General features: G+C 59.1%; 28 protein-coding genes and 1 pseudogene. 10 read left to right on the top strand and 19 right to left on the bottom strand.

The genetic code is table 11. The annotated features are described in order from the left end of the window. Genes FFM81_RS31760 through FFM81_RS31750 form a run of 3 tightly spaced genes read right to left on the bottom strand, consistent with a single transcriptional unit; the run spans position 1 to position 1,676 of the window. A complete protein-coding gene (locus FFM81_RS31760; protein ID WP_017958557.1) occupies positions 1-402 on the bottom strand; it encodes a hypothetical protein in 402 nt (133 codons plus the stop codon). Positions 403-406: 4 nt separating this feature from the next. Beyond that, positions 407-1,228: a ParA family protein gene (locus FFM81_RS31755; RefSeq protein WP_240604629.1), complete on the bottom strand. Its 822-nt coding sequence runs from the start codon at positions 1,226-1,228 to the stop codon at positions 407-409. 49 nt (positions 1,229-1,277) lie between these two features. After that, on the bottom strand, positions 1,278-1,676 hold the full coding sequence (locus FFM81_RS31750) for a hypothetical protein (protein WP_017958555.1): 399 nt from the start codon (positions 1,674-1,676) through the stop codon (positions 1,278-1,280). A gap of 125 nt (positions 1,677-1,801) precedes the next feature. Here FFM81_RS31750 and FFM81_RS31745 point away from each other — a divergent pair, with 125 nt between their 5' ends. Genes FFM81_RS31745 through FFM81_RS31720 form a run of 6 tightly spaced genes read left to right on the top strand, consistent with a single transcriptional unit; the run spans position 1,802 to position 5,010 of the window. Further along, positions 1,802-2,482, top strand: coding sequence for a thermonuclease family protein (locus FFM81_RS31745; RefSeq protein ID WP_017958554.1), 681 nt, complete (start codon positions 1,802-1,804; stop codon positions 2,480-2,482). A gap of 17 nt (positions 2,483-2,499) precedes the next feature. Continuing rightward, positions 2,500-3,132, top strand: a complete 633-nt coding sequence (locus FFM81_RS31740; RefSeq protein ID WP_043294360.1) for a thermonuclease family protein — start codon at positions 2,500-2,502, stop codon at positions 3,130-3,132. After that, positions 3,129-3,725: a thermonuclease family protein gene (locus FFM81_RS31735; protein WP_138386316.1), complete on the top strand. Its 597-nt coding sequence runs from the start codon at positions 3,129-3,131 to the stop codon at positions 3,723-3,725. The genes FFM81_RS31740 and FFM81_RS31735 overlap by 4 nt, the downstream gene beginning before the upstream one ends. A gap of 25 nt (positions 3,726-3,750) precedes the next feature. After that, on the top strand, positions 3,751-4,065 hold the full coding sequence (locus FFM81_RS31730; RefSeq protein ID WP_138386317.1) for a hypothetical protein: 315 nt from the start codon (positions 3,751-3,753) through the stop codon (positions 4,063-4,065). A gap of 8 nt (positions 4,066-4,073) precedes the next feature. Further along, complete coding sequence (locus tag FFM81_RS31725) at positions 4,074-4,445, top strand: hypothetical protein (RefSeq protein ID WP_246401462.1); 372 nt, start codon at positions 4,074-4,076, stop codon at positions 4,443-4,445. A 19-nt stretch (positions 4,446-4,464) separates the two neighbouring features. Next, positions 4,465-5,010 carry a hypothetical protein gene (locus FFM81_RS31720; RefSeq protein WP_138386318.1) on the top strand — a complete coding sequence of 182 codons (546 nt, stop codon included), beginning with the start codon at positions 4,465-4,467 and terminating at the stop codon, positions 5,008-5,010. 32 nt (positions 5,011-5,042) lie between these two features. On the opposite strand, the gene FFM81_RS31715 is transcribed toward FFM81_RS31720, so the two are convergent. Beyond that, positions 5,043-5,384 carry a helix-turn-helix domain-containing protein gene (locus FFM81_RS31715; protein ID WP_138386319.1) on the bottom strand — a complete coding sequence of 114 codons (342 nt, stop codon included), beginning with the start codon at positions 5,382-5,384 and terminating at the stop codon, positions 5,043-5,045. A gap of 412 nt (positions 5,385-5,796) precedes the next feature. Here FFM81_RS31715 and FFM81_RS31710 point away from each other — a divergent pair, with 412 nt between their 5' ends. Next, positions 5,797-6,090 (top strand): hypothetical protein, encoded by a 294-nt coding sequence (locus tag FFM81_RS31710; RefSeq protein WP_138386320.1) that lies wholly within the window; start codon positions 5,797-5,799, stop codon positions 6,088-6,090. A gap of 9 nt (positions 6,091-6,099) precedes the next feature. Further along, positions 6,100-7,488, top strand: a complete 1,389-nt coding sequence (locus FFM81_RS31705; RefSeq protein WP_138386321.1) for a hypothetical protein — start codon at positions 6,100-6,102, stop codon at positions 7,486-7,488. Between the two features lie 43 nt (positions 7,489-7,531). Here the strand turns inward: FFM81_RS31705 and FFM81_RS31700 are convergent, their stop codons facing one another. From FFM81_RS31700 to FFM81_RS31630, 15 genes are all read right to left on the bottom strand, one after another. Continuing rightward, entirely contained in the window at positions 7,532-7,864 is a 333-nt protein-coding gene (locus FFM81_RS31700) for a hypothetical protein (RefSeq protein ID WP_138386322.1), read from the bottom strand. A gap of 82 nt (positions 7,865-7,946) precedes the next feature. Further along, on the bottom strand, positions 7,947-10,670 hold the full coding sequence (locus FFM81_RS31695) for a type IV secretory system conjugative DNA transfer family protein (protein WP_138386323.1): 2,724 nt from the start codon (positions 10,668-10,670) through the stop codon (positions 7,947-7,949). Then, the gene (gene virB11, locus FFM81_RS31690; protein WP_138386324.1) at positions 10,639-11,688 is read right to left on the bottom strand and encodes a P-type DNA transfer ATPase VirB11; all 1,050 of its coding nucleotides are present in this window, start codon (positions 11,686-11,688) and stop codon (positions 10,639-10,641) included. Before virB11 ends, FFM81_RS31695 begins: the two co-directional genes overlap by 32 nt. After that, on the bottom strand, positions 11,685-13,022 hold the full coding sequence (virB10, locus tag FFM81_RS31685; protein ID WP_138386325.1) for a type IV secretion system protein VirB10: 1,338 nt from the start codon (positions 13,020-13,022) through the stop codon (positions 11,685-11,687). The genes virB11 and virB10 overlap by 4 nt, the downstream gene beginning before the upstream one ends. 9 nt (positions 13,023-13,031) lie before the next feature. Continuing rightward, a complete protein-coding gene (locus FFM81_RS31680; protein WP_246401460.1) occupies positions 13,032-13,862 on the bottom strand; it encodes a TrbG/VirB9 family P-type conjugative transfer protein in 831 nt (276 codons plus the stop codon). Next, positions 13,859-14,479, bottom strand: coding sequence for a VirB8 family type IV secretion system protein (locus FFM81_RS31675; RefSeq protein WP_246401458.1), 621 nt, complete (start codon positions 14,477-14,479; stop codon positions 13,859-13,861). Before FFM81_RS31675 ends, FFM81_RS31680 begins: the two co-directional genes overlap by 4 nt. Before the next feature lie 142 nt (positions 14,480-14,621). Continuing rightward, a complete protein-coding gene (locus tag FFM81_RS31670; RefSeq protein ID WP_173883905.1) occupies positions 14,622-15,695 on the bottom strand; it encodes a TrbL/VirB6 family protein in 1,074 nt (357 codons plus the stop codon). 208 nt (positions 15,696-15,903) lie between these two features. Next, positions 15,904-16,695: a conjugal transfer protein gene (locus FFM81_RS31665; RefSeq protein ID WP_138386327.1), complete on the bottom strand. Its 792-nt coding sequence runs from the start codon at positions 16,693-16,695 to the stop codon at positions 15,904-15,906. Positions 16,696-16,717: 22 nt separating this feature from the next. Further along, a complete protein-coding gene (locus FFM81_RS31660; protein WP_138386328.1) occupies positions 16,718-17,893 on the bottom strand; it encodes a lytic transglycosylase domain-containing protein in 1,176 nt (391 codons plus the stop codon). Next, on the bottom strand, positions 17,871-20,390 hold the full coding sequence (locus tag FFM81_RS31655) for a VirB4 family type IV secretion/conjugal transfer ATPase (RefSeq protein WP_138386329.1): 2,520 nt from the start codon (positions 20,388-20,390) through the stop codon (positions 17,871-17,873). Before FFM81_RS31655 ends, FFM81_RS31660 begins: the two co-directional genes overlap by 23 nt. Positions 20,391-20,393: 3 nt before the next feature. Next, complete coding sequence (locus tag FFM81_RS31650) at positions 20,394-20,720, bottom strand: VirB3 family type IV secretion system protein (protein ID WP_138386330.1); 327 nt, start codon at positions 20,718-20,720, stop codon at positions 20,394-20,396. Between the two features lie 3 nt (positions 20,721-20,723). Next, complete coding sequence (locus tag FFM81_RS31645; protein WP_138386331.1) at positions 20,724-21,083, bottom strand: TrbC/VirB2 family protein; 360 nt, start codon at positions 21,081-21,083, stop codon at positions 20,724-20,726. Beyond that, on the bottom strand, positions 21,083-22,033 hold the full coding sequence (locus FFM81_RS31640) for a lytic transglycosylase domain-containing protein (RefSeq protein ID WP_246401455.1): 951 nt from the start codon (positions 22,031-22,033) through the stop codon (positions 21,083-21,085). Before FFM81_RS31640 ends, FFM81_RS31645 begins: the two co-directional genes overlap by 1 nt. Positions 22,034-22,365: 332 nt before the next feature. Then, entirely contained in the window at positions 22,366-22,821 is a 456-nt protein-coding gene (locus FFM81_RS31635; protein WP_138386333.1) for a hypothetical protein, read from the bottom strand. A gap of 11 nt (positions 22,822-22,832) precedes the next feature. Further along, positions 22,833-23,639 carry a hypothetical protein gene (locus tag FFM81_RS31630; protein WP_246401453.1) on the bottom strand — a complete coding sequence of 269 codons (807 nt, stop codon included), beginning with the start codon at positions 23,637-23,639 and terminating at the stop codon, positions 22,833-22,835. Between the two features lie 351 nt (positions 23,640-23,990). Here FFM81_RS31630 and FFM81_RS33065 point away from each other — a divergent pair, with 351 nt between their 5' ends. Beyond that, entirely contained in the window at positions 23,991-24,173 is a 183-nt protein-coding gene (locus FFM81_RS33065; protein ID WP_138333774.1) for a hypothetical protein, read from the top strand. A 79-nt stretch (positions 24,174-24,252) separates the two neighbouring features. Continuing rightward, a pseudogene (locus FFM81_RS33060) lies at positions 24,253-24,392 on the top strand (LysR family transcriptional regulator); the annotation flags it as partial. Positions 24,393-24,941 lie beyond the last annotated feature (549 nt).

The raw sequence follows: 24,941 nt of genomic DNA, 5'->3' as shown, positions 1-24,941 counted from the left end.
CTAAAGCCCCCTCGCCTTCAGAGCCTCGACAATCAGCCGATGCGTCGCGGAGGATAGCTGCTCGTGGCGCTCCAGTGAAACTCGGAAGATCTTTGTCAGCACGTCGTCATCGAGATACAGCGAGATCCGCTTCCGTTTCGTGGTGTCCCCTGCCGCTGAGGTTCCCTCGGCGGCCAATCGCTCACGTCGTCGATTTTTGTCCGGAGTGCGGACGTCCGGTGACCTGACGCCGGGCGCGACGTTCTCTCCCGACTCTTCGAGAGCCTCATCGGGCATGAGCGTTTCAAGGTCGATATTGGTCGGCATATAGGAGGTGGCGGTGTCCTCCACCTCCTTCGCCTGCTCCTCTCTCGACCGGGTAAGGGCTAGAATGTTGCCGGCCGGTGTTCTTTCCCCCGCCATCTCTCTAAGCCGCCTCCGCCTGCAGGAGGCAGATGAATTCGTTGTTGATCTTCTTCACGAGATCGATCGCATCGAGCACGCTCTCTGAGGCCCGGCGCTTGGCCGATGGCGTCAGCGACGAGTTGTTCTCAATGCTGGCGAGCTTGGAATAGAGCGAACCGAAGCCGGCTCCGACGTCGCTGAAATGATTGCTCTTGCGGATGACCGTCTCCACCATGGGAATCTTACCGCTGGTCAGGATTGCGTGAACTTCCGGAAGCGACCGATTGTGCTTGAGAGCGATCATGTCGACGTAGTTCCAGATCGCCGCATAAGGGATCGGTCCTTGGGGCCGTTTTTTGGATATCTCCTTCAAAATGGTCGCGACCTTGATCGCTGATGTCGCGGCGGTCGGTTCCGGGATAATCGGAATGAGGACTGCGTCGCACTCGTGATAGACCTCGATTGCGCGTTGGTGGACGTAGCCGCCAACGTCGTAGATGCGAATATCCGCCTCGGGCGCTTCAGCCAACCGGTCCCGAAACCGATCGACGGGAGCTACTCGCAGATGCAGCAACGTGCCATCGCTCGGAAGTAAGCCGCGCTTCATCGAGACATTGTACCAGCGTGTCGATGACTCCTGCTCATCGCAATCAATGAGCAGCGTTCTGTGTCCCTGTTGGGCGAACTCCGCTGCAAGGTTGACATTCAAGGTCGATTTTCCTGCACCACCTTTGAACGTTGAGATAGCAAGCGAAAGTGGTTTGACTGCCATGAAATTCCTCACCCTTTGCATCAAAAATCGCCGGCGCTGCGGACTGTGTTCAATCGCAGTGGCGGCCGACAAGGACGTTGTGGGATCCAGCGCGCTGCAACCGTGCCAGGAGCCTCCCCTTTCAGGCCCGAAGTCTGGCTCGTCGCTGTTCCTGCTGCCGCGCTGCGATCAAATCGTCATTCAGCTGTGTGATCTCACGCTCACGCGCCGCATCCGCCACCGAATCCCTCGCCGGCCAAAATCGGAGGATGGGCAAGAAAAGTAGCGTGAAGAAAACGAGTGCGGCAGCTCTGAACCAGGAAGACTGGGCATACAGATCCGCTGCCCATCGCCATAGTGCCTGCGTCCATTCTGCGGGCAGAAAGGCATACGAAAACGCCAGGGCGATGCCATATGCAACGAAGGCCGCGACGAGAAGGCAGACGCCCGAGACGGCCAGAAAGTTCGCGATCAACATCAGAAACCATGCCGCCCGGAATGGAAAAACAACGACCCTAAGCGCCTTTCTTGCCGCCGACATCACTTTTCTCCATCTGTTCGTTTCCAGCCGACAACACATACTGCAATCCTCGGACATTTTCCAGACTTGCACTGCAGTATAATTTCGTGCATTCTCAAAACAGTCAACAGGTGACGGATGCGAGCATGAACAATGGCGCATGGCGGTTCGACCGCCTCCTCTTTTGCACCCTTCTAGGCGCCCTGATTGCCCTGCCCTTTGCCGCGCGGGCCGACACGGCCTTTGAGTTTGTCAGCTACTATCAGAATGCCTATGCACAGGGCCGGGATCTGATCCCCGGACCACAAATGCCGCTCGACACCTCATCGATCGCGTCCCGACTTGATCTCCAAACCGTTAGTCCAAAAGCCGCGCTGAGCGGCAGTGCCTTTCTCGGCGCCGATGGTGCCGTCATCAAACTGGCTGGCGCCCAGGGCTGCCTCTCGACCGAACCAATGGAATTTGCCGGAATGCCGACGACCTGTGCCATGATCTCGCTTGCCGGCATGACTGCGACCCTCGATGAGGCAAAGGCAGGTGCCGGCGATGCATTCCCTTGCCACGTTTTCGCGCAAAATCCCGGCAGACCAGCCGTGCGTTTTGCTGAGTGTTTTTTCGTCGAGAATGGCGTGGTGCGATCGCTCTCCGAGGCGCTCATCCGCAAAGGCTTGGCATTCGCTGCCCGTGACCGCGCCGGTCGGCCTGTCTTTCCGGAATATCTGCAAGCCGAGGACGCCGCACGCGGTGAACAAGCCGGCATCTGGGGCAACGGCCAACTCACGCATCCCTATGGGGAACGCTACCCGGTCAATTCGTCAACCAATTGATGCGGATCGGGTTTCTCATGTTCATTTCCGCGATCACAGCTTCCGGCCTCTATGCTGCCACGACGATCATGCCGATGCTCCCCCACGGCAACGTCGCCCGCGAGCCGCATGTCTCGCCCCCGGTCATTCCTGTTCAGGCCTCGCAAGCCGACCTTCCCGCGGCCGTTGACGTCGGTGGCGATCAGCCTAAATTCGCTCCGTTCCCTACGGAGGCGCAATTCGAGACCGGCGACACCTGGATCTCCGGTGGTCGACGCTATCGCCTCTATGGCCTGCAGGCCTGTCTTCGCGGAACCAATGTCACCGTCTCTGCCGGCGTCGTCCGTGACTGCGGTGAACTCGACCTGATCATGGCCCAGGCATTGATCCGGGACACGAGGCCCGTCTGCACGACTATCAGAAATCTCGACCAGAATAACGCCGTCGTCGCATGCCAGACGACGACAGGCCAGCATCACTACGATCTGGCAACCTATATGATCGCACAAGGCTGGGGATTTGCCGCCGTCGACAGCGCGGGGCGACTGATTGTTCCAGGTTACAGGATTGCTGAGGAAAGTGCGCGTTCGGCGCGCGCAGGACTTTGGGCCTATTCGGACCTGCCGCACCCGGTCGCGGTTCTCCAACAACAGGCGGGAGCACAGCAATGAGAGTTGCGGTCGCCTTGATGCTATGGCTCGCGATGGCCCCGAAAGCGTTGCTTGCGCAAAGCCGCCCATCCGATGTGCCGCGTCAGATCTACGGCAAGGTTCAGGTCGTAGATGCGACCACGTTCGAATTCGTCAAGAGCCGACAGATCGTCCGCCTGGCAGGGTATGAAGCCCCCCGCCTTGAACAGACGGCGACCAGTGATGGCGTGGAGTGGCCGGCCGGTCAGGTCTCGCGCGCGTGGATGATCCTCCGGACACTCGGGCAGAACGTCAACTGCGCGCCGGCTGGCCGCGACACCAGCAAAGTGCTGATCGCCCATTGCTTTGTCGGCGAGACAAATCTGGCAGCGACGGCAATTGCGGAAGGTATCGGCTATGCCTTCAATTACCGCAATGAACCCCAGGTCCCTGCCTATTTCGATATCGAGCGAAAAGCTAGAGGACTAGGATATGGCGTCTGGTCGTCACCGGACCTGCTTCCTCCCTGGCTTTATACCGCATCGAAGGCGACCGCAGAAAAGCAGGACGGCCATTCACCAGAAGCCGACACAGGCCTTCCACTGCCGTTGCCTGTTACCGAAACGGCGCGCTGAACTCAAAGCCGTGCAAGGAGATTGGATGAATCGTATCTATGGTTCCCTCAGTATTGCAGCGTTCCTGCTCGTCCTCGCACCGATCATAAGCGGCGCGCAAGATGGAGCCACGCCTAATCCCAGCGAACAGCGCGATCCGAACTTTTGCGGCGCAGGAGGCGCTGGCTGCGATCCCGCGGACGTGCAGCAATGGAAAGCGATCGGCAACAGGCTTGCCGATCTGTCATCGGCAGACCTTAGCCAATACGCCTACGCCTGCGCCAAACACGCGGACTGGAAAAGGGACTGCGAGACTGATCCGGTTGCCGTCCTCAAGCGATTGGGCATCGAGGGGTATTGAGGTACCCGGTGGCTAAGCGTCTACCTACCGCGCTGATCGCTGCCGCGGTCTCTTTCCTTGTTGGAACAGCGGGAGGCTACGCGATCAATGAGTTGGCGCGACCTGATCGTGTCGCCGAGCTGGAACAAGAGATCGTCCGGCTGAAGGTGGCGGCGCAGCAACCATCGCCTGTCGACGCTCCCAGTGACGAAGAGGCAAGCATGGCGATCGCGAAGTCGGGCCGGTCGATCAGGATTTTCGGAGTGCAAGCCACGCTTAGCTGTGCCCGGTGTCACCTGTACCGGCACCATCACGACGATGCCAGGCTCCTTTGCCGGCTCAGCGCAACCGGGCGTACTTTCCTTGCGAAAATTGACGGCACCTGGGCGCAAATCCAATAGTCGATAACGGAGGCGAACAATGAGAGTGTTCCTGATTATGGTCGCAACATTGACGGGTACAGCCCTTGCAATCCCGGTCGGTGGCGCAAATGCCGACGACGCCTCGTGGGGATGTCAGGTTCTGCTGTGTGCGGCATCGCAAAATCCGTCCTGGCACGGCGTTCCCTATTGTGTTCCACCCATGACAAAGCTCATTGCCGCGATGAAGGAACCGGGTTTTTCCTGGCCGATTTGCCATGAGGCCGATGCCGGCAAGCCGGGGCGCGAGGATTTCGAGGATTGCCCGGCCGGAACGACCGTCGGCTACAGCTCGCAAGGCGACGATGGCTGGCGGGGCGAGCCCGACCGGTGCATCAAGACGGTCGATGTCTGCCGATCACCGATCGACCGCAATGCCAACACGAGACAGTCAGGTATGACGATAGAGCGCAGTTTCGGAAATGGCCGTGATGGTTGCATCCAGCAAGTTGCCACCCCGCGACCGCGGCGAGCCGATCCGTATTTCTTCGACATCCCGAATGACCAGGGCGTGAAGGAAAGGTTCTGGTTTAACCTCAATCACTAGCCCAGGCCCGATCGTGCACTGTGACAGGAAAATCAGGACATGGTCTCGGGAGCATTTTTCTTCCCTCGGCGCGCTTTCAAAGCTTCTATCCGAGAGAGATCCTCTTCGGTGACCCTGAGCAAATCCTCGATAATGACATTCCACTCGCGCTGCATCTTGTCGAGGGTCGACAGCTTGACGTCACGCATGGCGCGGGTCACTTGCGACATATAGGCTTCCGATACACCGAGTTGCTCGGCCAGATCCTTGTTCGACAAGCCCCTCTCGGTCTTCAATCGCCGCAGGCCAATGGCAAGCCTTTCTTGAAACGACAGCGCCTTCAATATCGAAACGTCCGCTGCGTTGCCGGACTGATCGTCTTTCACACGAGACATGGAACGGCTTCCTTGGCGGAAGATGTGCTCGATGCGGCACGATGGAACGTATCATCCCGGCGACAGAGGGTGCCGCCGCAGCTGCTGGTCCGGGACTTGTTCGAAATTCTACTGCTCATCCAATGCCTGATGCCGGCTAGAGACCACGATGACCAAGCGTAAACGCTTTGTTGCCTATCTCTTGCATCCAACCGTTCACAACTTCGTTACACGTCTTACACTGCGACGATCACGCCCCGCAAGAGGATGTCGCAACCTCCTGGGACCGCCGAGCCCACTAGTTGGCGACGTCTTCAATCGGCACGAATCCTCATGGACAAGTCCCTCCATAGATTCGAGTCCCTTGCCGCTGCTCGCTCATCACTTATACTGCAGTTATATTTTTCGAAATTGAGTTCGAAGGAGACTCTCGATGACGTCGCTTAAAAAGCGTGGCTACCGATTTGACTTGCGGCGGCTATGTGTGGCGACCCTGGTTCTCGGATTTGTTTTCCTCCTCGCCTGCATCGTAATCCGAGACAGCCTCACGGTGGGTTACGCGATGATGATCCCGATCTATGCCTTCCTTTCGGCTGTGCTCGAAGGTTCGCGCATCGACAAAGGCAGGGCTTGGAACATCCGAGCTTGGGAAGAGACGATCATCGCCGCAAGCGCCGCCGCCGGTGTGGGATACCTCGGATATCGGCTCTGGGTCCTCGGCTATTGAAGGTCTGGCATGCGGATCGTCGTTCGCAACAGTTCAGCCCATCCACTTACCGACCTGTCCGGCCGAGAGGCAACCGCGTTGCGTGCCTGGTATGGCAACGCTGCATCCAAGGAAGATGAGGCTATTGCGCTTTCGGTCATCAAAGGCGCCAAAGTGATGGACGGCTGGATTGAATGCGATTGCCTCGCCGCTGGCTTGCAGCCATTGCTCGCTCCGATCCAACAGGAGCGTACATTTACGCTGCGACGACTGACCCCGAAGGAGGCGGACCCGCACCGGCATGAAGAGCGGCCAAACCATGCGCAGACGTGCCCGTTCCATGTAGACAAGGACGCTGCTCCCCCTCTGTTCGATCGTCGCTATCAGATCCGCCCGCTGCCAAAATCGGGGCGCAGCTACGTCGACGCCCTTCCGGCCATTCCCAACCGTCTTGCTGATATCTCGGACGATGATCCCACCCGATCGAGGGAACGAAACGACCGTCCTTCCAGACTTGGCGGCATCCTGTGGCGGATGCTGGATAAGGCGGGTACAAACGTCATACCCCCGCTGCAGGACGAGCCCGATCTTACGCTGGGAGGTCAGCTCTCGGGGATACGTTCCGCCGCCAGGGAGCTCAGGGTGCTGCGGACCTGGACACTAAACGCACTAATGTCGACATGGGCCGCGGATTATTGGGACCCGGCCAGCCGGTGGCAGCGTTTGCTCGTAACCTCCCGCTCGGACTGGCCGGAAAATCTTCGGCGAACCGGCTTTATGTTGCTGTTTGCAAAAAGCGTATCGGCGCAGGCGATCATGCCTGCATCGTCCTCGCGAACGATCGAGGTGCTCGGCAAGGTCCGCCAGCCATTGCGGGGCGATCCCGCGCTGAGGGGTCCGTTCCTGACTTTGCTGAACGTCGATTTTCAGGAGGATGACGAAGGACCGGTGCGAGCGGTCCAGGCCTACGCCCAGCCGGTCTATAACGGCGATACGCTCTTCCCGGTGGAATCGGGATTCGAAAGAGACGTTTCGCATCTGCTGTTCTGGCTACAGCAAGCTCTCTTCGACGTCGCGCCGGATCTTCGCATCAAGATCACCAAGCCGCTGTTCGCATTGGACACTCCCATTGGTCCGTGCAGGCCGGACTTCATATTGGAGGCGTCGTATCGAGGATCCCGGCCGGTGAACCTCATTATCGAAGCCTTTGGGATGGAGACCGAGGAATATCGGCAAGCGAAGGAAAAGACACTGCCTCGCATGAAGTATATCGGGCCGATCTTTGGCATTTTTCCCAAGGACCTCGCGGAGGCGCAGGCTGCAAACACCGCCAGGCGGCTACAGGACTGGGTGATCGATCAAGTTCGTCGGGCCGGAAACAATACATCGCCAACATCCGATGACGACATCCTGACCTGAAGATAAGTTATGAACACCATTTTCCATAGCGTTTGATCGGATTTCACCGGACAGCGCTCAGCTCAACTCTCGCGGCATCGAGGAGCGCCTGTTGGATGATCACCAGTACCTCGGGCGGGCAAGTTCCGAACATGCGCGACACGAGGTCGTCAGCCAGTTCTGTGATCGTCGGCGTCAGCCTCGCCGGCGCCGACTTGTCGATCGCATCCTCACCATCGCCCTCACGGTCAACTTCGGCTCCAATCGCTTGCCTCTCCATCTCGCGCTCCTTCACCATCAGCCAAAAGCCGGCGTCAGCTCGGGCCGCAGCGACAATTCGTTCGAGATGGAGACCCTTTGAAAATTCTGTGCTTGAGAGATGTCTGATCTCACCCATGTATTGCTCTCCTGGCAGACGGTGCGCGATCTCGCTTCCTCTCGCGCCGTAATGAAGGGTCGGTGATCGACAGACGCTTGTGCTAATCAGCGTGCGCCTCGGTCACAGATTGCTCCCGATCCTCGCCCAGCGGATCTCGGGCCAGGTTGGCGAACTGGTGTAGGTAGGCTCGTGAACTGTCCTCGGTGAGCCGTTCCGAAAGGCTCTCAATCAAGAGCTCCACGTCCGCGTTGAGCTCTACCGGCTCAAGCGCGTTCTCTTCGGCCTGCTGGAAGATCACGTCGTTCAGCGCGTTAAGATCCGCTCCAAATGTGTCTCTTACCTCCTGCCGCTGAAGAACAGGCGCCACCGGCCGAGGATCGAATTTATCCGATTGGCCAATGGGCTGTTTGGGTTGATTGCCCCGATGTCCCGGTGATCCCGAATAGACGTTACGGGTAAGCTTCGCCTCGTCGATTTTTAGATCGAAGTCACCCTCACGAGCAGCACTAGTAGCGTTCGGCACGCCGCGCTTTCGTTGCCGGCCCGCCGTCTCTCCCCTTTGCTTGCGTCCCGGCTTGCTCCGCTTTTCCTCCCGCACCTCCTCCTCGGCCACACCGGCCTCGCGCGTTTCGTCGAGATCCAGGCGATGACGCAGCTCGTCGAGCGAGGAGATGTAGACGTGGCGGACAGCATCCTTGACGACGAAGCGCTCAAAATGGATATCAGCGCCGGTCGCGGGCGGGGCCGCCGCAGTGGACCTGCTGTCGGCGATTGTCCATTCAACCGGCTCCATGCAAGGTCTTTTCATCGGCTTGAACTTTCGCACTTTCGAGAACATCCGCTCACCGCCGGAGTCGAGCTTCATAATGCGCATCAGCGGCATGCCGGTGACCTGCAGGATCGCCTCTTCCGGCTTCATCATCATCAGCGTATTGACGGGAAGGAGATCGACAGAGACAGGCACCTTCGATATCGACCGCTGCCTTCGGCCATGACGATGCGAATAGGACGATTGCTCGACCCACTCCGTCGTCTTGCCGGCGGCCATCGAGACTGCCCTCGCATCTTCCTGGTTCTGGAAATTCATAAACAGCTTGATCGTCGAAGCGCCCATCAGGATCTTCTGGCCGGAGCGCTGATACAGCCTTTCAAGCTGGGCGCCATCCTGAAGGATGAAGACGAAACGCACGCCATTCTTGCGGATCAGTGGGGCGAGCGTCAGGACCGTATCGATCCGGCCGCCATTGCCAAACTCGTCGAGCATCATCAGGACTTCGTGCTCACCGTTGCGCAATGGCCCCATCTGCACAAGTTTGTCGGCCATCTGCTGGATAAACATCGAGATCAGCCGCTCATAAATCTGCATGGCGTTCCAGTCCGCCTGGATGTAGATTGCGAGCTTACGCTTTCTGATGGTGCCGATCGGAATGGTGGTGATCGAGGTCAGCGCTTCCACCAATGGGTTCTGCAGAAAGTTGAGCTTGGCGACTATCTCTGCGGCAATCCCCTCTCCGAGCTTTTCATGCCGGCCGGCGAATTTGGTCAGCTGCATGCGAGTCTGGTCGGAGAGAACCGGCTCGTAATTTTCCAATAACTGGATGATCGCCTTGCGCTCGTCCGACATCGAGTTGAGAATGCGATAGAGTTCGCTGAGCGACTTGCGGGTGTCAGGGCATTCGAGCACAAAACCCAGCATCGCGGTCAGCAGGATCCTGGCGCTTTCCTCCCAGAAATCGGAGGAATCCGATCGCAGCCGCTCCGGCAGCAGCATCTGCGTCAGCTTCTGAAGATCAGTGATCCGCTGGTTCGGTTCCTCACTGATCAGGTCGAGCGGATTGTAGCCGTCGGTATATTTCGAGCCGGGCGCCAGCAGGAAGACCTCGTATCCCCTGTGGTTCAAGTAACCGGAGGTCTCTTCGAACAACTCGCCGCTCATGTCGAGAACGACCTGCGATCCCTGAAAGCTCATCATCGTCGGGATCACAAAGCTCCGCGATTTGCCCTGCCCCGGCGAACCGATCACCATGACGTGCTGGTCGCCATCGTTGCGCAAGAGCAGGCCTTGCTTCAGCCCAAGCACGATGCCGTGCTTGTCGCGCAGCCGGAAATCAGCGGCGTCTTTCAAGGTGGCCAGCCGCGCTTTACCCATGATCATCCGCTGACGTTTCTGGATTGCCGCGCCGATCGGAAATCCGACGATGGCACCCGCGGCAGCGAGGCCCGCGAGGGCTGCGAGCACCGTCTGTCGAGACGGCTTCTGATAGGCATCGGCTGCATCCGTCGCCCCGAACGGCGCTTGATACATGGCGGCCAGATGATTGCCATAATAGCTGGCGATTTCGGCATGTTCGCCGGCCTTGGTGGCAACGAGATAAAAGGCCACGCCGTAGACGATGACGCCGGCATAAGCGGCGGCGAAGATGAGAGCCGTGTGCGCAAGCAGGCTGAACATCGACCGGACATGCAGGAGATAGAGGATCTTGCGCGACAGCGCCCTTCCGCATTTCAGCATCCAGAGGCAAGCCAAGAAAAACAGGAATGGCAAGGCAAGGGCGAAGGCCAGAAGCGAAAGTCCGACCGTGTTGCGGACATGGATGGTCGACCAGGTATAGCGGACGGCGTCGATTAAGCGCGCCTGCCCGACATAGTCGAAGTAGGACGAAGAGCCGAACGAGGTGATGTAGGCGTCGTAGATTAGCGTGAAGAATGCGAGCCAGAGGACAGCGACTCCGAATAGTGCGACCGGCAAGGTGAACAACGATGCCCGCTGCAGGCCCGTCCACTTCGGACGGTCAATCTCTGTGTGCGTGGATACGCTTGCCATTTTCGTCCACCTCGTCGGCAAAGTAGATCTCGCTGAGGCCGCGGCCGCCGGCGGCATCGCTCTTCTTCAACTGGACCACGATCGGGATGATCGAGCGGATGTATCGGATGATATCGTCGCGCTCCATGCGCACGTTGCTGTTGAGCACCAGCGTCGACAGCCGGTCGAACGCGTGGTGCGGTGAGTTTGCGTGGATGGTCGACATTGAACCGGGATGCCCGGTATTGATCGCATTTAGGAAGTCGAAGGCCTCGGCGCCGCGTAATTCGCCCATGAAAATCCGATCCGGTCTGAGGCGAAGCGCCGTAGCCAGCAGATCCGTCATCGTCACCCTCGCCTCTCCCTGGCCACCCTTCGAGACCAGCAGCGACACGACATTTTCTTGGCTCGGCTCCAGTTCGGCTGTGTCCTGCATGAGGATGAACCGCTCATGGTTCGGAATGGCGGTGAGCATCGTATTCAGAAAGGTCGTCTTGCCGGTGGAGGTGCCGCCCGAAATTAGCATGCTGCGGTGATTGATTGCCGCGAGCTCCAGGAAGGCTCGAACCTTACCGGCCCGCAGCAGCCGCGACAGCTCGATATCGACGTCGTCAATATAGTCGTCCCCCGTCACCTTGGTGAAGCGGAAAGCGCCAGCCTTCTCATAGTCGGTCAAATCGAAACGGCGGATGAACTGCTTGCGGATGGAGAAGGCATGGCCGGTTGCCGACGTCGGATTCAGCACGAACTGCACGCGCTCGCCATTGACGAGCGTCGCCGACAGCAGCGGATGTTGGGCATTGACGGTTTGCTTGGTGAACGAGGCGGCGCGCGCGGCCATATGGCGGATTGATTCCTGGTCGAGGCCATCGACTTGCTGCCTCACCATGCTGAGTTGGCCGATACGCTCCAGCCAGATCTCATTGCTGCGCTGGCAGGAGATCTCGACCACGCCGGGATCGTCGAGGAACGGCCGGATCGGCTCGATCGCCTCAGATAGAAAGTGCTGCTCAGCAGAAATTGCTGGACGTGCATTCATTTGCCAAGCTTCCTTCTGCGCAGTCTCTCAAACTCTTCGCGGACCGGATCCGGATAAAGCCCGGCGAAGTCGAGGTCGCGTGTTACGAAGACAGTGATGTCGGAGCCTTGCGGGATATGAATCGTCGGCCGGATATTGCGGCTGTCCTGGAAGGCTTCTGACGCCAGCTGCTGGATGCCGGAGGCAATCGTCTCGGCGGCAATTTCGCGGGCACGGTCCTGCGACGTTTCGCCATCGTCCTGCGGTATGCTGGTGACGCTGCCATTGTCGTTGATAATGGTGATATTGCGATCCTGCTTCTGACCAAGCTGGGCGATGTATTGGGTGGCGCCACCGATCAGGGTCATCATCGCCGGTGGTCCGAACCGTTCCCAGTACTTTCGGTCGACGACACCCGTCATGCCCGAGCGCCCAAGCCGATCGGTGCCATAGGAGCCGAGCTGCACTGAGACGCCGTCTCCGCGGATCATCCGTGTCCAGACAATTAGGATCCGCTCCTGCCCCCGCTCGACGCCGGATTTATAATCGCCAATCAGGGACGACCCCGCCGGAATGAGGATGCGACGGCCGTCGAAAGAATAGACGTCTTCGCGTACGATCCCCTTCACCATGCCGGCGAGGTCTGAATTGATCGCCGTCTCCAGCGTGCCGCGGATCATCGTGCCCTGCGGGATCCAGGCGTCCGTGCGGCGGTTCTCGGCTGCCACCGAAACGTCCACACCCTGCCCGCCCATCGCCTTCAGGAAAGCTCGATCATTATCGACCGCGCCGCCGCCGTTTGACGCTGCTGCCGTTTGCGCGCTGGACGGATCGCCGGCGCCGAACAGTCCGGAACCGGTGGCGTCAGTCGAGGCCCGTGCCGCGCCGTTTCTCTGATCCGATTGATCGAAGACCATGGCGGAAGAGCGAACACGCTCCAGCAGCTTGGCTTGGCGTGCGAGCTCGACGCATCGGGGGTTGTCTGGGTTCTTGCCTCTGGCGCAGTCGACCTCGGCCGGTGGGAGAACCGGAGCAGCCGCCGGAACGACGGGCGCTGGCGGGGGCGGAGGGGGCGGCGGCGGTGCTTCCGGAACGACGACCGTCGGCAAAGGAGGCGGGGCCGGCGTTCTAAACCCTTCGTTCCTCGGTGTCTGGACCGGACGGAACTCCTCACGCGGCGTCGTGTCGATCGCCGGCTGTTGCTCGCCACCGGCAAGCAGAAAGTAAAGGACGCCGCCGACACCAACGATGGCCGCGATAACCGCGATCGGCCGCATGAGACCGACGCCGCTCCGCCGGACCGGACCGCCGATCGCGCTGTCAGTGTCGAGCGAATGATAGTTGGGATCCGACACGGCGCCTTCCTAATGTTGAGCTTGTTGCGGGAAACCGCCCGCACCGATCCGCTTTGGCGCAACCGCACCTTCAATCGGCGCCGGAATATCGGCGGGAACAGTTCGCAGATTGAACAGGCACGTCTCGTCCTCGGTGCCATAGCGTAGCGACCACTGCCGCGAGACGGTATCGATGACGATATAATCGGCTTCGCGACGGTAGTTCACGAGGCTCTCGCGGCGTTTGCGGTCGACGATGAAGATCGCCGGGATGTCGCCGGTGAATTTCATGAAGGTCTTCAATCCGTCGTCAAACACCCAGAGCGGCTTTGCCGCATCGCTTCCCTTGAAGCCATAGTCGTAGTTGACCTTGTCGCGGCGAATGTTCTTGAGGTTCGGATTGCCGGCAGCATTCTGCGCCTGTTTCCAAAGCTCGGCCGTCCCCTTCAGCCCGGCATCTTCGGGATAGGTGAACTGCAACTTGAAGGTCTGATTCTGGATCCCCTTGCTGTCATTGACCCGCAGATCGAAGGAGTAGGTCCGCCTGGTGGTGACGACCGAGAGATTGGTCGAAGCGTCCTTTTCCATTGGCTTCAAGGTCAGGGAACGCCGGTCGGCCGAAGTCAGGATCTGCCAGGAGACGGTGTCGCCGGCAACGACCTGGGTGATCTCTTCGTCCGTGCCGAAGAGGATCGTCGTCACCATCCCGTAGGTGCCGGTCACCAGGAAAACCTGTTCAGCCGAATAGGGTAGCGAGCGCACCCGAGGATCGAGCCTTCCCGGACGGGCAACCAATTCGGCATGCCCGATCGTGGTTCCCAGCAGCAGTAAGAATGAAAGCGCCGCCATCCGTTTCATCATTGGGCAGTCCCCGACGGCATGGTCTCCGGAACCCTCGCGTATTCGGTGACGACGAAGCCCAACGGATTGTACAGACGAACCCGGTTGCTCGCAGGAAGATTGATCTGCCGATAGCGCACCGTCGCAGACCAGCGATTGACGACGTCGCCACCGCGTTGGCGTTCCCGTGTCTCAAATCGGACGGCCATGGTCGAAGCATTGAGAGGATTGACCGACAAGATTTCCGGCCGGATGTCGCCGGTGGCACCCAGCGTCTTCACCGGCCCTCGAGGATTGCTCGGGTTCATCCACGCCTCATACTCCTTGAAGGCATCGGAGTTCGGTTCCGACCAGAGCGCGATCATGTCGAAGTTGTCCGAGAGATAACGGGGATCGTAGGTCTCGCGGCGGATGACGTAATTGCCGACGAATGAGGCTCGAACGGCCTGTATTTCCGAGACGCTCGCCCGATCCTTGTCGAGCGTGGTCACCGTCTCCATGTAGCCGGTATTCTTGTCCACGATCAGGGGCACCACCTCGGTGCGGACAAGCGGGAAGAGCTGCGCCACCGAAAACGACAGTATTCCGGCGATGGCCCAGCCCGCCACGGCGAACACGAGCAGGATGAAACCGATCAAGGTCCGAAGCGAGCGGTTCTTTTCGCCCCAGGACAAGTGCCGGTCATAGATTTCCTGCGGTCCGGGGACATGATCGGTCGGCGCAGGTCTTATCTGTCTTCTGAACAATGCCAAGTGTTGCCCTCGAATAACAGTGTCTCGTTCACTCGCTGTTGCGGCGGCGATTGGTCAGCATCCGGCCGAGCGCGCCGACGCCCGCCACACTGCCGCGGGCGGCAAGTGCTGCCGCCGTCACGGCGCCTCTCGGACCAGTCAGCATGCCAAGCGCTACGGCTCCCGCCTGCCCCGTCCTCGAATTGCTGGATGCAAGTGTTCTCCGCGTGGCGCTGTAACCGGTATCGACACCGCCCCCGCCCGGCACGCCCGATATTGCCGTGCCGTAGGAAAAGGTTCTGGCGAAATCCGGAACCTGGAAAATGAAATAGGAGATCAGCGCCAGGTAGAGCACCATGGCAAGCACGATCGCGAGCGCGTTTTCCTTGGTCGCCATGTCGCCGTTGATCGTGTCCATCATGCCGATCAGAAAACCGAAGGACAGCCCGGCCATGATGTAGGTGAAGAGCAGCATGAACATGCCATAGGCGACACCCCTCACCCATGCATCGAAGACAAATCGCGTGATGCCGAAAAAGTAGCAGAGGATCGCAATCGGCCCGATCGCCAGCATCACGGCGGTGATCATCTTGGCAAACAGGGTCACGCCGGTGAGGATGAGCAGCATCGGCAGCAGACCGAACACCAGCACGATGAACACGACCACAGCGCCGGTGACATTCGGCAGCCACCCCGACTCGTAGGAATTGAAGAGCTGCATGGCGAAGTCGTAGACCTTACGCGCCATTGAGGCGACTTGGCTGGCCAGATCAGAACCGGCCGACTGCCCGCCCATTGCCGAGGAAATAGCCGAGCCAAGATCCTGAGGCGACGACAGCACGAACTGACCGATATTGTCGTAGAAGGTGGCCCAGGACATTATTAAGGCATAAGCAAGCGCGATCTTAAAAGCCGTAACCGCCATGTCCTGCAGGGACACGCTCGACAGTCCGAGGGCGCCCCAGAGGAAGTAGAGGATCAGGAAGATCGCCAGAATGGCTGAGACAAGATTGCTATTTTCGGCAAACAGGCCCCACGCGCGTTCGAGGGAGGCTTCGTTGATCTTGTCGAAATATCGGAGCGCGTCGCCATAGAAATTGATTGCGTAGCTGACTGGATCCATGTCGCATCCTAATTGACAGGCCGCATCGGGCCGCAATCGTCTTTGACCACTCTCGCCAGCGCCTGTTCCGGCGGCGCTGGTTGCGGCTCTCTGTTGTAACCGAGCGCCGGCACGGGATTTTCGTCAGGCGAGCATTTCGCCAACTGTTCGTATTTACCGCCGCAGCCACTGAGGGCCGCGCAACAAAATGCCAGGATGAGCATCGGCCTCACTGCTCCTGCTCCTCGAATGCCTTCAACTGATTGCGAACCGAGGCCCCCTGCTGCTCCAAGCCCCCATCCCGCATGACACTGTCGGGAAGCGGCGCGAAGGTCTTGAGGTTCTGCGATGAAGTGGCGAGCGCGGCCTTATATTGCTGGTTTAAAAGCATGACCTGGTTGTTGAGGGAACCAACGGCCTCGTTTGCGGTCTGGTTGCCCTGCAGCACCATCTGGGTGTTTTGTTCGAGCGCACCCTTCAGATCCTGAGCCGTTCCGATCTTCTCGGTTGCCTGCATGAACGAGTTCTGCCGATCCTTCGTTGCGCTGTTCATCGCATCCGTCAGCGCCGTCATCGTCGTCAAGGCATTGACCCCTTGCGAATAGGCCTGGTTGGCGCCGGAGAGCTCACCACCCTTGACGGTATCGACCACCATCTTCACCAGGTTGAGGCCGTTAATCAGTTTGGCGGCCGTGTTCTGAAACTGACCGCTGATGCCGCCGAACACGGCCTGATTTGCCGACAGGATCGATCCGAAATCCGGCGCTTGCCCCATGCTGAAGCCATTGCCGGTCGCAAGTTTGGCAAACTGGCTGGCATCCTGACTGCGATCGCCTGTGATCGCCTGCAGGGTCTTCGTCGTGTTGTCCTTGACGACCGAGGTGTCCTGCTGGATCTGGGACGACAGTCGCTTAATGTCCTCACTAAGCGAAATGTTTTCCGAATCCTTGACGGGGACCTGCGCGTAAGCATGCGAGACGGCAACGATGTTAAGGGCTGCCGCGATGACAAATGTCTTCATGTGCCTAACCTCTCCTGTCCATTCAGTTTGCTGTCGGTCTGGCATCGACGACCGTCACCAGGCCCAATATGGGATCTTGCATCGCCGAAAAGGTCGCGATGGTGCCATTGGCACGTGCCCGTTCCTGAAGGTCATCGAGCCACCGCTGGATCTGCTCGGTCGTGGCGGTCGACGGCACGGCAAAGCAGCGGGTGCTGCCGGTGTCGACGATCGTCGATGGGCATTGGACTTGCGCCATCACGAGCGAACCGTCGAAATCGTTCGAATTGCCGCCACCGGAGCCGCGTAGGTTGGCCGACGACGATTGCAACCCGGCCTGAAGGCGCTGCAGATATTGCTGGTTCGCTTCGATCGATTTCCCAAGCAGCTCATTCCAGACCGATCCGCGCTCGACCTGCGCCTGCGTGTTGCGGTCGACAGCCTTCTTCAGCTGCTCGCCGCAGCCTTGGCTGTCGCTGACGGTTTCGGGCTCGGCATTATTGCCAGCCGGTGGGGTCCGGTCGCCATTTTGCGCCTTGTTGCGGCTGTAATAGGCTGAGACCTTTTGAACGTAGCCCTGCGTCTCGGGAATATTGGGGATCTGTCCGTTCTGCAGCGACTGCCGATAGGGCCCGGAATTGTAGCCGGCGGCGATCAGGTCGTAGCGATCGCCGAACATTCCCTGAAGCTGTTTGATGTATCTGACGCCCCCACGGATATTATCGCGCGTATCGTAGGGATTGACGCCGAGCTGACCGGCGGTTCCCGGCATCAACTGCATGACGCCGGTGGCGCCGACGGCCGAGCGCGCCGATTGCCGGAAGCGCGATTCCTGTTCGGCAATGGCGAGCGCAAAATTCGGATCGACGCCCTGGCGGATCGCCTCGTCCTCCACCATGCGGGCGACTTCCTGCTGGCTCGGCGTCCGCTTCGATGGTGCAGCCGGCGCGGCCTCACCCGCCATGCCGTCTGCCGAGCAATCGACGGGTGCGCCGGAGCCCTGACCGGGCGCCACGCTGTCCGTCGTTCCACCCGAGGCGCTTTTCAGTTTCCGGGTATCGGCCTGATAGCCCTGGTACCAGTTCAAGGTCGCCTGCTGGATCTTCTGGCGGGCGTTGTCAATGACCGGAACCTGAGCGCGGCTCAGCGCGGGAGTCATCACTGTCGCCAGCGCCAGCACGCCGGCCGTCGCCAACTCAGGGAGCCTTGCGTTGTTCATCGGACGCTCCCCCCTCCCAGTCGCAGAATTTTGACAGCCAGTTCTTCGGATCGTCTCCGTATTCGTCGAGCAGCATCTCGACCTCGCGAACCGTCTCCTCCCGGCCGGACAAGACCTTGATGAACGCCGGCATGTGGGACATGTCGACGCGCGCAATCACGCTGCTCTTCGCCTGCTTGATCAGCATGAACCGCGAGCTCGGGTCGCCGTTCTTGACCCAGTCGAATTCGGCCCTGGAGAGACCGAAATGCTCCATGTAGGAGTTCTCGTCGGCCTTCGGATTGGCGAAGAAGATGTTGGTCGACGTCTGCTCGATGATCGTGCGGCTGACGCTGGACTGCACGACGTCGTCGGCCGATTGCGTGCCAAAGATCACCAGACCGTTCCTTTTCCGGATGGTCTTGAAATAGTCTTTCATGGTGCGCTTGAACTCGTCGTCGTCGAGCAGTTTCCAGGCTTCGTCCATCAGGTTGATGATCGGCGCCTTGCCATCGTAGATCTCGTCCAGCCTGTGGAACATGTAGAGGAGGGCCGCGGTGCGCACCGTCGGATCGTCGAGGATCGAGGTCATGTCGAAACCGATCATTGGCCTGGAAATGTCGAGGTCGTCGTCGGCATTGTCGAAGAGCCAGGCGTAGGGTCCCTTGTCGACCCATTTGTCGAGTCTGGCGATCAGGCTGCCTTCGGTCCTCTCGCTTCCGGCCAAGAGGGCACGCAAGGATGAGAGCCGGCGGTACGATCTGTCTTTTGTCTTGAGCACGGACTTGATCGCGTTGCGAATGATAGCTTCTTCCTGCGGCGTCAGGCTCTCGCCGTCCTTTGACGGCTTCAGCATGAAGCTCAAAAGCCCGTACAGGAAAACTCGGTTTTCCTCGGTGTCGTCGAGCAGCAGCGGGTTCCACCCAGACGGTTCGCCGGGCTCCAGTGTCATGTATCGCCCGCCCGCCGCCCGCACCATGATGTCGAGGCCACGGTCCTTGTCGAAGACGATCGTTTTCAATCGAGGACTGACGCGGTAGGCCTGCAGGATCAGGAACGCCATGATGACGGTCTTGCCCGAACCCGTCGGTCCAAAGACCGTCGTGTGCCCGACGTCCCCCTGGTGGAAATTGAAAAAGAACGGCGTGCCGGAGGTCGTCTCGAAGATGGTGATCGCCGGTCCCCAATGGTTTCCGTCCGGCCTGCCGTAGGGATAGGCGTGAAAACTGCTCAAGCCCGCGCAATTGAGCGTCGAGATGAGAGAGCGCCGCGCAATATAGGCCTGGTTGCCAGGCAGTTGCGCCCAGTAGGCCGGCTCGGCGTTCAGATCTTCGCGAACATAGGAGGCGCCAAGCGCCCCAAGCTCATTTCCGATCAGCGCGATAGCATCGTCAAGCTGGGTCGTTGTTTTTGCGACTGGCATGACGGTGAGGTGATGCTCGGTGAAGGCAACACGTTTGCGTGCAAGCTCGTCGCGGGCGATGTCGAGATTGGCCTGAACGCTGGAGCCGCCCTCGTCGGCCTTCGACATCTGCCGATCGAGCCTTTCGATGCGGCTGCGGGCGGCGATGTCGTCGATGAACGACATCGACTGGGTCAGCACCATCTCGAAGGGCAGCTTGAGGATGTAGTCGAGCATGCCGGCGCCGGTCTCGGGCGGATATTCCTTCAGCGACACCATCGCGGCATAGCGATCATCGCCGGATGCTTCGCCTTGGAGATGGATGATCCGGTTGCCGATCGACGTCCGCCGTGCCGGCAGCATCTCGTCGATCGGTATATTGCCGAGACGGATCGGCCGGACCCGGCCGCCGTTCAGCAGTGTGTAGAAGAACTCGCATTGCTCCGAGAACCAGATTGTTCGCGTGCCGTCCTCAAGCATCGTGTCGTCGGAGATGGTCCGGTAGATCGTCTTTCCGTCGCCAAGATCGACCTCGACGCGCCGCACGTCGCGCAAGACTTTCGGACCGTAGGCGGCAAGCGATTTTTCCAGAGCCCTTGTTGCTTCGACAAGCTTGTCGCGCATCGCACGAAACTGCTCCCTGCGCACGACATTGCCGCCGATGCCCATGACACGGGACAGCGCCGAGCCTTGTCTGAACAGCGGCCGAACAACCACGGACACATAGGTGTCGTTGACGAACATCTCGTTCCTGGAGATGCTCGACTGATAGACGTCGTCGAGACGCCGCATGAAGGGATCGGCGAAAGCCGATGGCAGCGACGGCGCGACCTTGCGGCGGACGACGTGAGTGTAGAGCGCAAAATTGCCGATCGACGAGATCGCGCGGAACGCCGCGTTGCGCTGCCGCTGCAGCATGTTGATCGTCTCGATATCGGCGGTCTCAAACGAAAAGCCGGTCAATCGCACCGTGGAGACCAGGCAGTCGTTCTTCAAACGGATAATGCCGTTTTCGATCGGCACATAGAACGGGACGTGTGTCGATATGCTGCGGTCGGCGAATATCTCCCAACCTTTCGACAAGCTCCCTTTCAACGATCTCGCCATGGTGCCCATCGATCACGCCCCATAGGTCCTGATGCCACCGCCGAGCCGTCGACCCAGAGGATTGACGCCGCACATACTGAGCCGTCCGACGATCTCGAAAAACCACTGGTCGAGCTTCACCGTCAGCACATAGAGAATGCTGTGAAGGATCACGAAGCAGACCGGGAACCAGAGGATCGAGCCTAAGATCATGAACACCATCAGCGAGATGAAGCATTCCGCCAGAAAGTATGTGTAAGGAATCCCCATGACCGTCGGCGGCCGCGTCAGAGCCAAGATGACCGGATAGGATTCGATGTACTCATCGCCACCGTCGGCGGTGTTGCTTGATCCAGCCATGGTTCAAGATCCGCTGCCAGCAAGGAAGTCGACGAGCTCGGCGGCAGCAAACATGCCGGCAAGGCTTCCCCCGACCCGAAGCAGGGCGCCCCAGGACCAGTAACCGAAGGCTGCGGCCAGAAACATGCCGATGAAGGCGATCGCTCCGACCGAGCGGCCGAAGGGGCCGGTAAAGAACTGCACCAGCCGGTCAGCGGCATTTTGCAGCGCATCAAGGTTCTGCGCCGCGGCTGGCTCGAACTGGCTGACAAGCAGGATCAGGCTGGCCGCAAACACCATCGCGGCATTGCCGAGCCATTTGCGCTTCGTCCTCGAACGCCAGGCGACGCTGCCATAAAGGACTGCCACTGTGATTACATTCATCAATGCACCTCTTCCTTGACGATTTTAATCGGACCGCCAACGTGGGTCGGCCCCTCTTCCTTGGGGGAGCGGTTCGCCGCTGTGAGCGGATCTGCAACAGAAAAGACAAGCATTGGCGACTTTGCGCGGCCGGCAGTTCCTGCCCGGCGCTTCAAGCCGGACTCCGAGGCGGATGACAGGCTAGGCGTGCCCGTAGAGGTCGCCGCCGGTCCAACGTAGAACCCGACGACACGCGTGACATAGTCGGCGGTCTCTCGGATCAACGGCAAGGAGTGGCGAAGATCGACACGAGGCTCACCGGCATTATAGGCAGAGGCGACAAGCACAGGATTGCGATACTTGTCGATGAGAACACGGAGGAATCGCGTGCCGGCGCGGATATTCTGTTCGGGATCGATGAGATCATTCGCACCAAAGGCTGCACCGATCCCCGGCATCACCTGCATCAAGCCGACGGCACCGGCAGGACTGACGAGACGCGGATCGAAATTGGCGTTTTCGGCCCGCATGATCGAGAGCACCCAGTTGGGGTCAACTTCCTCCGCAGCGGCGATCGCCAATGCGAGTTCTGCATATTCTTCGGGAATGCCGGAAAGCAGATCGGATCGCGGCTGTCTCGGCGACAGGTCGCCGTCAGCTTTTAACGCGACCGGCGGATCGACGATGTGAGGGGACGGCGTCTGTTCAAAAGAAAAGACGTCGATCGGCGAATGCACCGTGCGTTCGCGGCGTGCATTCGCGCTATCAGCCGCTTCTCCCGGCAATTCCGCGCGACTGTTTTCAAACTCTTCAACCGTGTCCAAGGAAAGAACGCCGGGTCCAATCGGATCTTCATCTTTCGGCGCGTCAAAGCGCTGACTGAAGTTGACCCAATCGATGGTCGGCTGTGGCGGTTGCTTGGCTGCAACGGCCAGAGTTGAAACGGCAATTGGGATCAAGTTGGCTGCCACTCTCCTTGCCTTCTCAGTCGTGATACCGCCAGGCCCAACGGCGTGAGCGGGAGTTCCCGAATTGAAGGGCAGATCGCTGTCGCGAGGGTCGGAAGCGAAACCGGTGAGCAGGAAGGCCGACATTCCAGCAACCCACAGCGTACTTCGCGACCATGACTTTTGCGGTCTCTTCACGGGCGAAAATGGGATGCGATCCATGGCCGAACCAGTCAAAAATTATACTGCGGTATAAGTTTTGACTGCATTCCGTTGCGGAAATCAACTTAAAAGTTTCACTCCGGTATAATCTTTGCTGCGGCAGCAGCGGCTCGAGACACCTTTCTCAAAGGAAATCAATCGCGTAGGCGCGACCATTTATCCGGCGTCCACCGATATTGGATCTGTTCACGATCACCCAATATGCGGGCAAGGCGCACCGCTGTGCCGCCTTTGATCAACACCGAACCGGCATCGGCCCCCGATTGGACCTTGGAGATTCGGCACACGAAATTCGGCAGTTCCTTCTGTATCCTCGGAACTGAGTAACATGACGTGACCTGATAGCGGCTGTCATCGCGACTGATATCAAGCCCCGTCTGCTGGACAGGACCGAGGCGCTGGCGTCCGAATTGGGTGCCATATTCAAGCTGGCACTCGAGGATATTGCTTGCATAGGATCTGCAGGCGGTGAGACTGAGATAAGTAAATGGGGCTGGTGGCAGCGGTCGCGGCACGCGTGCAAGGTCGCCGCATCCGGACAACAGCATCATTATCGCCAATGAAACCGATCGCGTTTTGGAAATCCGCATAGCGTTGCTTTCTAATTGTCTTGCCGATATCCGAAACGGGCAAGGGTTTCGAGAAAGAGGTCACGGGCAAGCTGGCAATAGGGTGATGATGCCTGTGCCAAGTGAAGCTGCGTCAGAACCAGTCCGAGATCTGAAATAGTTGCCACAACGTCCTCAAGATCCTCATTGAAAGCGTCGCGGAACATCTCTCGGCCCTCATGGCCTTTGACGACAATGGCGTAATCACTACGCGCAATGCTATGCCATAGTTCGATAGTCCCGATTTCGCCGCCTGCGCTTTCCGCATCGCAAATGAGCATGAGCGCGTAGTCTGGATGCGGCAGGCTGCTTGCCTCGATTGACATGCCGCCATGGAATTCCGTCAACACAACGTGTGACGCAAACAGCATCATCCGCTCGTTGACCAGCAGACCTTTCTGCCCCAGGCGGACGAAGCCGTTCATGGCGGCGGAGCGGAAAGAAGCAATTGATAGATTTTCTCCGCAATGCTCGCAGATCGATAACAAGCGATCGTTCCGGAACGCAAACGCGCTGTGAAATCGGTTCACGATGAACTTCTCGACATTCTTCGTTCGACCACCGAGTGACTCTACGAATGCGAATGCATCAATCAGTGTCCATGGCCGCGTCAGAACATCCTCCTCAGAACCGTCGGCAGCGGTGATCAGGCTCGACGGTCCGACGACAATGCCGGCGGACCGGGTCTGTGCGCCGCAGCCCAGGCAATCAATAGATATCGGAACTTTGTACCATTCCTTCGTCAGTAGCGATCGGTTGTGTGTCAGATGCAGACCCGGTGTTAACAGCGTGGAGGCCACGCAGGGGTGTTCTGATCTCCCTTGACCTTACCCCTCGCGCCGCCGGCTACACTTATACTCCAGTATAATATCTTTTCAACCAGATGCGGCCGTCTCAAGATTTTGACGAACGCGCCATACGACTACCGCCACAACATGATGGTCGGCACGGAGCACAGGCTCGGATCAGCGTAAGAGTGCCAAGGCCTGACAAAGCAGGCCCTGGCGCCAGCTCGACAGAGTCTCCGCTGCAACAGACAACACAGAACTGCCTCCAAGACGACTTCCGAATAGCATTCACTATCGTCAAACAACCACGAAGCAGACATCGTTGCATGAGACCTTCCCTTAGTCAGTTCAGAGGAGAATTCTATGCGGCGAAGTCAACAAATCGAGCAGGACACACGCAGGAAAATTTCCGATCCATATGACGTCGACTATTTTGCCAAGAAGCACGGGATAAGCTTCAAAGATGCCGCTCGGATCATCAACCTCCATCGCTCGGACAGGGACTCCTCTGATCGGGCGGCATACCATCTGAAAGACTCGTGTTGAAGACCGAGGCTCGCCGTAAGGTCGTTTGCTCACCCGCGGCCACGCACAAACGACGTCTTGAACCTGCATCTGCTGATGATCTGAGATCGCATTATCGGCGCTCTATCCGTCGCGACATCTGCTCAGCGCTCGCGTGGCAGCTTTCCTGAATTTCTCAAGCAGTCGGTACCCAACGGAATGCCCGAGGAACTGGCGCCTAACTTCGCAAATGGCAGCTAAGAGCCTCTCCGCAAAACATAGGCGAGACGCTCATTCGCACGATCGCTCATCAACGCAATCCCCGAACCGCCGGTTCGCGAAGCCACCTATCGGCTCATACTCCCAATCCGCAAAAAGCCAATTGGCTCAACCACCTATTCGCTGAAATCGTCTATGAGTAATAAGCGCGATGGCCGGTTCGCCGATGAGCACAGTTGGCGAAGCACCCCCTCGCCTATTCTCCGAGCCGCACAATCGCTGACGAACCTATTCGCTGATCCACCGGCCAGCCCAACCGCCGAAACGCGAGAATGCCCGATCTCTCTTTTACTGATTGGCGAAACGGGGGAATTGCCCGCTCGCCGATTCACAGACTAGCGATTCAAGGTGGCGCCGTGAGGAGGTGCCTCTTTCTGCCGCCGAACGACCTCTACCAAGACCAAATCCATGTTCGGGCAGACCCAACGCCTGCGAATAAGCGGCGACAGATTCCGGCACTGATCACGCCTCTCGGCCATCGCCCCTCGGGCGAAAACGGCTAACGGTATACCGTTAGCCTATCCTGCCATC

Source organism: Rhizobium hidalgonense (genome assembly GCF_005862185.2).
GTDB classification, from domain to species: Bacteria; Pseudomonadota; Alphaproteobacteria; order Rhizobiales; family Rhizobiaceae; genus Rhizobium; species Rhizobium hidalgonense.
This window is presented reverse-complemented; position numbering and strand designations above follow the sequence as displayed.